The 9552-nt window shown below is 70.4% G+C and carries 11 protein-coding genes and 1 tRNA gene; 6 read left to right on the plus strand and 6 right to left on the minus strand.

Annotated features, from left to right (window positions below):
* Nucleotide 1: 1 nt before the first annotated feature.
* Both D8Y23_RS05145 and def read right to left on the minus strand, forming a co-directional pair.
* Entirely contained in the window at nucleotides 2-1054 is a 1053-nt protein-coding gene (locus tag D8Y23_RS05145) for a hypothetical protein (protein ID WP_128217098.1), read from the minus strand.
* An 80-nt stretch (nucleotides 1055-1134) separates the two neighbouring features.
* Nucleotides 1135-1701, minus strand: a complete 567-nt coding sequence (gene def, locus D8Y23_RS05150) for a peptide deformylase (RefSeq protein ID WP_128217099.1) — start codon at nucleotides 1699-1701, stop codon at nucleotides 1135-1137.
* A gap of 41 nt (nucleotides 1702-1742) precedes the next feature.
* Here def and D8Y23_RS05155 point away from each other — a divergent pair, with 41 nt between their 5' ends.
* The 3 genes from D8Y23_RS05155 (at nucleotide 1743) to D8Y23_RS16730 (ending at nucleotide 3207) form a co-directional block, all read left to right on the plus strand.
* Nucleotides 1743-2705 (plus strand): DMT family transporter, encoded by a 963-nt coding sequence (locus D8Y23_RS05155; RefSeq protein ID WP_128217100.1) that lies wholly within the window; start codon nucleotides 1743-1745, stop codon nucleotides 2703-2705.
* Nucleotides 2706-2885: 180 nt separating this feature from the next.
* A tRNA-Ile gene (locus D8Y23_RS05160) sits at nucleotides 2886-2959 on the plus strand.
* Between the two features lie 71 nt (nucleotides 2960-3030).
* A complete protein-coding gene (locus D8Y23_RS16730) occupies nucleotides 3031-3207 on the plus strand; it encodes a zf-TFIIB domain-containing protein (protein WP_164878146.1) in 177 nt (58 codons plus the stop codon).
* Between the two features lie 73 nt (nucleotides 3208-3280).
* Here D8Y23_RS16730 and hxlA read toward each other — a convergent pair whose 3' ends face one another.
* Both hxlA and hxlB read right to left on the minus strand, forming a co-directional pair.
* Nucleotides 3281-3910 (minus strand): 3-hexulose-6-phosphate synthase, encoded by a 630-nt coding sequence (gene hxlA, locus D8Y23_RS05165; protein WP_128217101.1) that lies wholly within the window; start codon nucleotides 3908-3910, stop codon nucleotides 3281-3283.
* Nucleotides 3911-3951: 41 nt separating this feature from the next.
* On the minus strand, nucleotides 3952-4524 hold the full coding sequence (hxlB, locus tag D8Y23_RS05170; RefSeq protein ID WP_128217102.1) for a 6-phospho-3-hexuloisomerase: 573 nt from the start codon (nucleotides 4522-4524) through the stop codon (nucleotides 3952-3954).
* 110 nt (nucleotides 4525-4634) lie between these two features.
* Between hxlB and D8Y23_RS05175 the strand changes: the two genes are divergently transcribed.
* Both D8Y23_RS05175 and D8Y23_RS05180 read left to right on the plus strand, forming a co-directional pair.
* Nucleotides 4635-5462, plus strand: a complete 828-nt coding sequence (locus D8Y23_RS05175; RefSeq protein ID WP_128217103.1) for a LuxR C-terminal-related transcriptional regulator — start codon at nucleotides 4635-4637, stop codon at nucleotides 5460-5462.
* Nucleotides 5463-5508: 46 nt separating this feature from the next.
* Complete coding sequence (locus D8Y23_RS05180) at nucleotides 5509-6375, plus strand: zinc-ribbon domain-containing protein (RefSeq protein WP_128217104.1); 867 nt, start codon at nucleotides 5509-5511, stop codon at nucleotides 6373-6375.
* A gap of 21 nt (nucleotides 6376-6396) precedes the next feature.
* Here D8Y23_RS05180 and D8Y23_RS05185 read toward each other — a convergent pair whose 3' ends face one another.
* Both D8Y23_RS05185 and D8Y23_RS05190 read right to left on the minus strand, forming a co-directional pair.
* Nucleotides 6397-7404, minus strand: a complete 1008-nt coding sequence (locus D8Y23_RS05185) for a CNNM domain-containing protein (protein WP_128217105.1) — start codon at nucleotides 7402-7404, stop codon at nucleotides 6397-6399.
* On the minus strand, nucleotides 7401-8804 hold the full coding sequence (locus D8Y23_RS05190; RefSeq protein ID WP_128217106.1) for a hemolysin family protein: 1404 nt from the start codon (nucleotides 8802-8804) through the stop codon (nucleotides 7401-7403). Before D8Y23_RS05190 ends, D8Y23_RS05185 begins: the two co-directional genes overlap by 4 nt.
* Before the next feature lie 266 nt (nucleotides 8805-9070).
* Between D8Y23_RS05190 and D8Y23_RS05195 the strand changes: the two genes are divergently transcribed.
* A complete protein-coding gene (locus D8Y23_RS05195; RefSeq protein ID WP_128217107.1) occupies nucleotides 9071-9409 on the plus strand; it encodes an ATP-dependent DNA ligase in 339 nt (112 codons plus the stop codon).
* Nucleotides 9410-9552 lie beyond the last annotated feature (143 nt).

Here is a 9552-nt window from a genome sequence, read left to right on the forward strand (position 1 = left end):
TTCACGCCATCGAGACCGGCAGCTCGTCACCGTCACGCGGAGGACTCTCGACCAACAGCGCTGCCTGCTCCGCGTCCACGTGAGACGGGTGCGTCACGCGCGAGAACTTGCCCTGCGGGTCTTCTCGCGCGTGCGGCAGCCGGATGGGCGCTGCCCGTACGGCGGCGACGGCGGCGCCCCGCTGTGCGTCGGTCATCGCGAGCCGGCCACCGCGGCGCAGCAACAACGGCGCTTCGAAGCCGTCCGGTCCCTCCAGGGTGAGGAAGAGGGTCCGCGGGCCGCCCGGCCAGACAACCGATGCGACGAGGCGCGCCGCAGTCAACTGATCCACCGGGACTTCCCGCGCACCCGCACGGACGACACCTTTTCCCGGATTGACACTCACCTGGGGAAACCGGCGCCGCAACCACCAGACGGCGACGACGAGGAGCACGACCATCACCACCAGTGCGATCGCCCACCCGGCAGGGCCGCTGTCGATCGCGACGACGAGAAGCCGCAACGACGAGAACGACACGAGGAGGGCAAGGACGACCGAGGACATACCGTAGAGCACCATTGCACCGGGATCGCGGGGAGTGACGATGAGCCACTGATCGCCTGACGGCACAGAGACGGGTGCGGGCTCGGGGTCGACGATCGCGCCCCCGCGGGAGCGCGAGAGCGCGATGACGAGGGTGATGCCCCCGGCCAGCGCGACCGCCCCAGCGGCGAGCATGACGTATTGCGACGTTCGGAGCGGTACCCCGCTGATCACCGTGGGGCCGACACCGATGAGCAGGGCGATCGGAACGAGGAAGCCATAGGCGGCGAGCATCCAGCTCAGGCGGCGAGCACTCCGTCGTGCCGCGTCCGGATCGTTCGTGGCCGATAGCGCGGTGCTCGCGGCACGCAGGACGACGGCCGAACCGAAAACCGCCGCTCCCAGCGCCGCCGCGATGCCGATGACCGCGTATGAACTCGCCATGCCCCCGGACGGCAGCGCGACCACGGATGCCACGAACACGACCGCTCCGGCCGAGATCGACAGCCAACCGACGATGCGCCTGTCCATGACTACCCCCGACACTGTGCCTACCGCGGATCGACGGCGGATGCCAGGAGGTCGACGTGAACCTTCAGAGACGAGGCGCGTCACGCCTCGATGTCGTCGACTCCCGGCATCCAGGAGCTTCCGGGCACGCCCCACTTGCGCTTCTTGGCGATCTTCGCGACGACCCGGCTGTCGTCCTCGTCGAGGCGATCGACGTAGAGCACGCCGTCGAGGTGGTCGAACTCGTGCTGGAGGATGCGCGCGCGCCAGCCCGACACCTCGATGCGGACGGGCTCGCCGTCGAGATCGACGCCCGTCAGCAATGCCGACTCCGACCGACGCAGCGGGAACCGTTCGCCGGGGAACGACAGGCATCCCTCGGATTCGTCGTCCGGATCGGGGAAGCCGGGTTCGATCGGACGGATCCACAACTCCGGGTTCACGACGACGCCGCGCCACGGCTGGCCCTCGTCGTCCTCGTAGCTGTACGTGAAGATCCGCAGACCCACCCCGACCTGGGGGGCCGCGAGACCGACGCCGGGGGCGGCATCCATCGTCTCGAACATGTCGGCGACCAGGGTACGGATGTCGTCGGTGATCTCGTCGACGCGGGCGGCGGGGGCGTGCAAGACGGGATCGCCCATGATGCGGATGGGAAGAACGGCCACGTCACCAGCCTATGCGGGGACGCGGCGGCTATCGTCGGAGGGTGATCCCGCTCGATGTGTCCCTCACCGACGGTATCGACCAGCTCGTCGGTGTCTTCCGCGATCCCCGTATCCTGCTCGGCATCCCGCTCGCGCTGCTCGGTGCCGTGTTCATGTCGTTCGGGGCGCAGTACCAGCACCGCGGTGTGCAGAAGGTCGAGCGCCTGTCGGGAAAGACGACCGGCGGACTCTCCCGCTCCCAGCTGACCTCGCTGCTGACCCGGCCTTCCTGGGTCGCCGGCACGGTGATGCTCGGCCTCGCCATCGTCTGCCAGCTCGCGGCGCTCTCGGTCGCCCCGCTGATCCTCGTGCAGCCGCTCGGCGCGATCGCCCTCGTCATCACGACGATCCTCAATGCCCGCGTCTCGCGGCTCAAACCCACGCGACAGTCGCTCATCGCGATCGCCGCCTGCGTCGGCGGCATCTTCATCTTCGTCACGATCGCCGCGTTCTTCGCCACCGAGCACGCCGTGACGTCGCGCGAGCTGCTGATCATCCTCGGCATCCTGGCCGTCGTCGTCGTCGTGTTCGGGGCGTTCTGGTTCCTCGTGCGGCGTCGCGCGCAAGCGCTGTTCTACATCATGGCGGCGGGCGTGATCTACGGTTTCGTGGCCACCCTCGCCAAGGTCATCATCAGCCGCATTCAGGCCGGAAACTTCGAGTGGCTGACGCTGCTGTGCGTCGTGGCGCTCCTCGCCGCCGTGGCAGTGGGGGCGTACTTCGTGCAGACGGCGTACTCGGTCGGCCCGCCCGACCTGGTGATCGCCGGTCTCACGGTGATCGACCCGATCGTCGCGGTCCTCATCGGGCTGTCGGTGCTCGGCGAGGCCTCGACGGCCCCCGCCTGGGCATTGATCGGCTTCGCCATCGCCGGGGCGATCGCGACGTGGGGCGTGATCCAGCTCACGCGCCACCACCCGCAGCTGACGATCGACGGCAAGCCGAAGAAGCCCCGCGTCGCCTGACGGCGCCGCTGCGCCGTCAGCGCCGTTCGCCGTCGAGAGCACACGTTCGGGTCGAACGCGCACGTTCCGGCAGACCACAGCGTGCGCGCTCGGGCGGATCGTGTGCTCTCGCCGTCCGCACCTGCGGGATGCCGCGGCTTCGGCGGCGGACGAGGGATGCCGGTAGGCTCGGGAACACACGGGGCGGTGGCCAAGCTGGTCAAGGCAGCGGGCTCATAACCCGACGATCGTGGGTTCAAGTCCCACCCGCCCTACTCACGCACGGGACACCGTGCGAACGGGGCCCCACCCGGCATTCGGGAGACCCGGCGGGAATGGAACGGCCATGACCTTCAGAGACCCCTACGACGACGGTGCGCAGCCGATCTGCCCGTCCTGCGGCATCACGATGCACCCGCTGCTGGACGAGGGTATCGACGCGGACGAATGCCGGGAGTGCGGCTTCCGGCTCGCGTGGGATCGAACGGATGCCGAGGGCACCGACGACCGTTGGGACGACTGAGCCGACGGCGGCCACACGAACGCCGGGGGGCACGGTACCTCGCGGTAGCGTGCCCCCCGGCGCGGCGAACGGGTCAGGCCTCGGTGATGGCGGCGCGGAGCTCCGCAGCGGCGGATGCCACGTCGTCGGCGCTGTAGATCGCGCTCCCGGCGACCGCGAGGCGAGCGCCCGACTGCTGCACGGCGGCGATGGTCTGCGCGGTGATCCCGCCGGCGACCGAGAACGCGACGCCGGATGCCTCGCCGTCGCGGAGCAGAGTCTCGAAGGTGAAGCCCTCCTCGGCCTGCTCGTCGAGACCGGCGTGCATCTCGACGAACTCGACGCCGAGGGCAGTGACCTCCTGGGCGCGGGCGGCCTTGTCGGGAACGCCGATCAGGTCGACCACCACGCCCTTGCCGTGCGCCTTGGCGGCCTTGACGGCGCCGGCGATCGTGCTGTCGCCGGCGACGCCGAGGACCGTGACGAGGTCGGCGCCGGCCTGGAAGGCCATGTCGGCCTCGAGCTCACCGGCATCCATCGTCTTCAGATCGGCGAACACGATCTTGTCGGGGTGGGCTTCCTTCACGGCGGTGATCGCCGAGAGTCCGGCGCTCTTGATCAGAGGGGTGCCGAGCTCGAGGACGTCGACGTACGGAGCGGCCTGGCCGGCGAGCTCGAGCGCGTGCTCGGTGGTCAGGGTGTCCATGGCGAACTGAAGCTGCATGGGGGGATGTCCTTTCGTAGGGATGCCGGGTTTCGGCGGGGTCATTCGAGATTCGCGTGACGGGGCCACAGGTCGTCGGCGGAGTGACCGCTGCGCTGCCACAGCGTGTGGAAGAGCGCGTCGCCGACGAGAGCGACGGACTGCTCGAAGAGGCTGCCGGCGTACTGCGCGGATGCCGTGCCCGAGCGATCCGTCTTCGTCGCCGCCGGGATGACCACGGTGGTGTCGGCGATCTCGGACAGCGGTGAGGAGTCCGTCGTCGACACGGCGAGCACGCGCGCGCCGACGTCCGCGGCGGTGCGCGCCGCCTGAACGATGCCTGCGGTCGCGCCGGAGCCGCTCGCGACGAGCAGGAGGTCGCCGCGTCGGATCGCCGGGGTCGTGACCTCGCCGACGACGTGCACCTCGAGTCCGAGGTGCATGAGGCGCATGGCCGTGGAGCGGAGGGCCAGACCAGAACGGCCGGCACCGTGGACGAACACGCGGTCCGCCTCGCCGAGGAGCGCGAGGGCGCTCTCGAACGGCGCCGGGTCGGACTGGCGGAGAGCCGAGACGACGTCCTGGAGTTCGTCGGCGATCATGCCGAGGGAATCCGCGACGGTGGAGTGAGGCATGCCTCGATGCTGCCCTCCTCGCGAGTTCGACGCTGCTGCCCGGGCAGGCGGCATCCCCACCCGATCGGGTAGGGCCGTTCCTTCGGGTAGGACAGGTAGGTTCGGTACACGTGAGCCACGACAGCGAGGGACGCGCGAGCCGCTCGGCCGCCTCCGACCACGCCCGCACCGTGGCGGAGCAGGCGGACCGGCATGCGCTGACCCTCGAGTCGGTCCTCGCGGCTCTGAGGTCGGCCCGCCTGTCCGACGCGGCGGCGCGGGCCGAGGCCGTCGAGATCGCCTCGGCCGCCCTCATCGAGCTGCGCACCGCGACCGACCGGCAGCGCAGCTCGTTGTTGGAACCCGTGACAGGGGCGTTCTCGCGGCTCCGCGCGGACCTGCGCCCCCTTGTGCGATTCGGCGATCTCGACGTGCAGTTCGTCGAACCTCCCACGACGGGACGCGCCCTCCCCGGCGACGTGGCGCACAGCGCGCGCGCGATCGTGCGCACCGCCGTGCTCGCCCTGGTCGACGACGGCGCGGCGCGCCGGGTGCGGATCCAGTGGGACTGCGACGGGCGGAACCTGCTCATGCAGCTGCGCGACGACGGCGCCGGCGCGCTGGACGTGCACGATGACGCCGTCCGCCCCATCGCGGAGCGCGTCGTCGCGCTCGAGGGAACGCTTTCCGTCGCCTCCACGCCGGGGTGGGGCTCGACCGTCGACATCTCGCTTCCGCTCGACCCGTCGCCGCGAACGGCCGAGGCGGACACCGACTCCGATCTCACCGATCGCGAGAGAGAGGTGCTGCGGCTCGTGGCCACCGGCGTCGGCAACCGCGAGATCGCCGAGGGACTCGGCATCACCCTGAACACGGTGAAGTACCACGTCGCGAACCTCCTCCGTAAGCACGGCGCCCGCACCCGCGCCGAGCTGGCCGCGGCCGGCGCGCGCACCTGAGCGCCACCCCGGGCGCCGTGTCGGAGGCCGGCGCTACCGTCGTCGCGTGGCGGAGCGAGTGGAGGCCTGGTGGGCCCGGCGGCAGTGGTCGAAAGGCCTCGACGTTCCGTATGCGGTGGGGACCTATCGCCAGGCCTGGGCGGCGTTCCCCGCGCTGATCCGGCAGTACCATCCCGACCTCAACGCCGGCGTGGCGCTCAGCCAGGTGCCCCCGGCCGCCGACGTCCTGCTGCTGTGGCAGTGCGACGCAGGACACCGATTCGCCGCCACCCCCAGCGAGCAGCGCCTCCGCCCCGGACGGGAGCGGCGGCGCAGCGCGTGGTGTCCCGAGTGCAGCGAGCTCGCCGCCCCGAGCCGGGTCGTCGCAATGCCGATGTGCGACTCGGTCGACGACCCGTCGCCCACGAAGGCCGCGGTTCTCCGGGCCCGCCGGCCGACGAAGACGCTCCAGCTCTGCGACAAGACCCCGACGCTTCCGGTCGGGACGCCGTTCGTCTCCGCGTGTGCGCCGAAGCCGGCCTCGGCCGTCGAAGACCGGATCCGCGCCGATCTCCTCGCACGCCTCGCCCTCACGCCGGGACTCACCGCCGTCCGTGTCGGTCGGCCGTTCTTCCAACACCTCGAGGTGTGGCCCGATCTCGTGCTTCCCGAACTGCGCGTCGCTGTCGAGTACGACTCGATCGGGCGTCACGGCCTCGAGCACGTCGGGCGCCGCGAGCAGGCCGACCGTCGCAAAGACCGCGCGCTGCGGGCCGTGGGCTGGGAGGTCGTGCGACTGCGGACCGCGAAGCTCGAGCCGCTCGGACCCCACGACCTGCAACTGACCGCCTGGAACCGCGGGGCGCTCGACCGGCTGGTCGAGACACTCCGCGGCATCCGGGGTCCGTTGCTCGTCGACGCCTACGCCCGATGATCCCGCCGGGGGGCGGACGGCTCAGGCCGCCTCCACCCCCGGCAGGATCCGCTTCAGCAGGTCGTCCAGCGTCACGACGCCCAGCAACCGCCCGCCGTCCACGACGGTCGCCAGCTGCACCCGACCACGGCGCATGCGGGCGAGCGCGTCGTACGCCGACGCGTCCGGCGCGAGCACCAGCGGGTCACGGGCGATCTCCGCCGCCGGCGTGGTCGGGTCGACCGCGAGCGTGTCGCGGACGTGCGCCACCCGCGCCGTGGCGCCGGCTCCGACGAGGATGCGCAGGTGCGTGGATGCCGCAGCCGCGGCCTGCACGTCGGCCACCGTGGCATCCGCCGGAACGGCCGTGGGCGTCCGGTCGGTGCGGACGATGTCACCGAGCGTGAGCGTCCCCAGCGCGATCGCCTGCGCGATCGGGCCGGAATACTGCTCATCGAGGGTGCCTGCCCGGCGCGAGTGGGCGACGAGCTCCCGGATCGTGTCCGCGTCCTGGCCGCCCGCCGCGGCCTTCTCGACCGGCTCGACACCCGACGCCAGGACGAGGCGGTTGGCGATGCGGTTGATCCACAGCAGGAACGGGCGCAGCGGCCAGGTCATCGCACGGGCCAGGATGCCGGTCGCCTTGGCAGCGGTCTCGGGGTGGGCGATCGCCCACGACTTCGGTGCCATTTCGCCGATGACGAGGTGGAGGAAGGTCACGACGATCAGCGCGAGCATGAACGCGATGATGTCCGCGAGGACGTAGGGCAGACCCCACGCCTCGAACACCGGCGCGAGCGCGTAGTCGATCGCCGGCTTCGTGATGGCGCCGAGCAGGAACGTGCACGCCGTGATGCCCAACTGTGCGAACGCCAGCATGACGGTGAGCTCGTTGACGCCGCGGAGCGCGGCCCGTGCCGAGGCGCTCGTCGCCGCTTCCTCTTCCAGGCGGTGACGGCGAGCGGCGAGCAGCGCGAACTCCACGATGACGAAGAACGCGCTCGCGACGATGAGAGCCGCAGTGATCAGGGTGACGACCCACCAGCTCATCGGGCCACCTCCTCGTCGGTCGCCGCGTCCGGCACGGCCGGCTCGGCATCCCGATCGTTCTCGTACAGACGCACCACGAGCTGGGACGGGACGTGACGGTCGACCTCGGAGACCTCGATTTCGAGCCAGCGGTCCAGGTGCACGCCCTGGACGACCTCGCCGGCCCGCTCCGGAAGATCGACGCGGACGACAGCGCCGACCGCCGGCAGGTCGCCGTGGGCCTCGATGACAAGACCCGCGGCGGTTTCGACATCACCGTCGGCGAGGTCGTGGCCGATCAATCGTTCCAGTTCGTCGAGGTGGAGGTCACCGGGGACCGTCCACGCATCGTCACCGACCGACGCCACGTCGTCGATCTCGACGTCGTGCTCGTCGGACAATTCGCCGATGACTTCCTCGGTCAGGTCCTCGATGGTCAGGATGCCGTCGAAGTTGCCGTATTCGTCGACCACGCAGACGAGTTCGTTCCGACTCTGGCGCATGCGATCGAGCGCGACGGGAAGCAGCATCGAGGTGGGCAGCACGACGGCGGGGCGCATGACCGACGACACGGGTGCGTCGCCGGCGGGCTGTTCGCGCAGGAGGTCGATCAGCTCGACGACGCCGACGGGGGAGTCTTCGTCGCCGATGACCGGGTAGCGCGTGTGGCCGGTCGCCATGAGCGCGCGCACCTCGTCGATGGTGGTGTCGGGGCGCACCGACCCGACCTGCGACCGCGGGATCATCGCGTGCTCGACGTCGCGCTCGGGGAAATCGAGGATGCGATCGATGATGATCGAGAGGTCGTCGGGCAGGTCGCCGCTCGCGCGCGACTCCTCGACGATCGCCTCGAGGTCACGCGCCGTCGCGCTCTCGTCGACGTCCTCGAGCGGCTCGATGCGCACGAGGCGCAGGAGTGCGTTCGCCGCGACGTCGAACACAGTGATGAGCCAGCCGAACGCCAGCAGGTAGATGCGGGTGGGCATTGCGAGCGCGCGGGCCAGCGGCTCCGGGTTCGCGATCGCGAGGTTCTTCGGATACAGCTCACCGAAGATCATCGTCACGACCGTGGCGAGCAGGAGCGCGCCGACCGTACCGATCGCCACGGAGACGCCGGGGTCGATGCCCACGCCACCCAGGAGCGTGCCGATCGAGGCGCCGATGAGGGGCTCGGCCACGTAACCGATCAGCAGACCCGTCACGGTGATCCCCAGTTGCGCGCCGGACAGCATGAACGAGGTGCGCTGCGTGATCGCCAGAACGCGCTTGGCCTGGACGTCGCCCTTCTCCGCGCGCGCAGCCAGTCGCGATCGATCCACCGACATGTACGCGAACTCCTGCGCGACGAAGAAGCCGCACGCCGCGATGATCGCCAGTGTCACGATGACGCCGAGAAGCAGAGTCAGAACCGCCGTCAACACCGAATATCACCCCCTCTCGAAACGAGAGGGCTCGAAGATCGGCCCTCCTGGTCGGGGGAGGTACGGGAATGGCTCACGGGGGATTCGCTCTCGTGGGTCGGTGATTCGGTGACGAAACGATATCGGTGCCCGCTTTGAAATGGCTGTGGTGACCAACGGATGCCGGGCGGGTGAGACAATGATCGTCCCCGCATTGCCTCGCTTCCCGGCGTGGTCCCGCCCTTTGCACTACCGGTACGCTTCGGCGCGCCAGAAAAGGACCAGCCGTGGGACGCCTCATTTATCGCGACCGTGCGACGTTCGACATCGACGACCGTCTGCTCGCGCACCTGCGCATCGTGATCATGAACAAATTGCGCCGCAACGAGGGCTTCATGCTCCAGGTGCCGGTGAACGAGGGGGTGCGTCAGGCGAGCCTCTGGATTCACGCCTCGAATGCCCTCGTGCTGCACTTCTACGGTGGACGGGAACCCGCGATCGACCGCGAACTCATCGACCAGATGATGCACGACGCGAGCGGCGCGGACGGACTCACGTTGACGGGCTCGGGTGTCGCGACGCCTCAGGCGACGCCGGTGCGTTCGGCGCCCGCGCGCACCCGCTGAGCCGGATCCGGCGCACGCGCCGCGCGGGCCGCGTCCAGCACGCGGTCAGCGCGGTGCGGCACGATCGAGGCATGGCGAAGCAGGGGACGACGGCGCGTCGACGCCCGACCCCGCCGCCGTCGAGGCGGCCCGCCGCGCGCCGC

Origin of the sequence: Microbacterium enclense (genome assembly GCF_004022425.1) — a bacterium.
GTDB classification, from domain to species: Bacteria; Actinomycetota; Actinomycetes; order Actinomycetales; family Microbacteriaceae; genus Microbacterium; species Microbacterium enclense_A.